Genomic DNA, 617 nt, shown 5'->3' on the forward strand with positions numbered 1-617 from the left:
ACTTCACCCCCCCCCCCCCCCCCCCCGCACCCCCCCCCCCCCCCCCTCTCCCCCCCCCCCCGCCCCCCCCCCCCCCCCCCCCCCCCCCGTTCCCGGGGCCGGTTAGGCCTTGAAGCCGACCAGGAGGCCAGCCAGGAGCAGGAACAGACTGCCAGCTCTGACGGTCATGAAGGGGTGCGCGGTGGCCGGTGACCCGGGCAGCGTCGCGAGGGGAAGTACCGGGCGGGCACCGGTGGTCACTCCGGTGCGGAGAACCCAACCTTCGGCCTTTTCGTCTTGGGCGGGGCGTCACCGAGCAGGCGCAGGACGGCCTGCTCGGCCTGCTTCAGCAGGTTGGGGTCCGCGCCGTCGATCTCGATGGTGACGCTGTTCTCACCACGGGCAGCGGTGATCCTCACGCACGGTCCTCCTCTCGTCTCGCAGAGCAGAAGGGGGCCGTGCGGGACGGCAGGCGCGTTTCCGGCGGAAACGGCTGAGAGGAGTGGCTGGGGCGGGATTCGAACCCGCAGGCCGCCCGTTTTGAGGCTCATCGCTCTCTTCTGTGGGTCTTGATGGGGCTCGGTTGTGCTCGGCCGGGCAGGGGTCGGGCGTAACCGGCCAGGCAGAGCAGGATCATG

1 protein-coding gene is annotated in these 617 nt (G+C 71.8%); it reads right to left on the reverse strand.

Translation table 11 applies throughout. The features are described from left to right. Window positions 1-236: 236 nt before the first annotated feature. Complete coding sequence (locus tag ACZ38L_RS39375; RefSeq protein WP_465702945.1) at window positions 237-398, reverse strand: hypothetical protein; 162 nt, start codon at window positions 396-398, stop codon at window positions 237-239. Window positions 399-617: the final 219 nt, after the last annotated feature.

The organism is Kitasatospora sp. NPDC024654 (genome assembly GCF_055559155.1).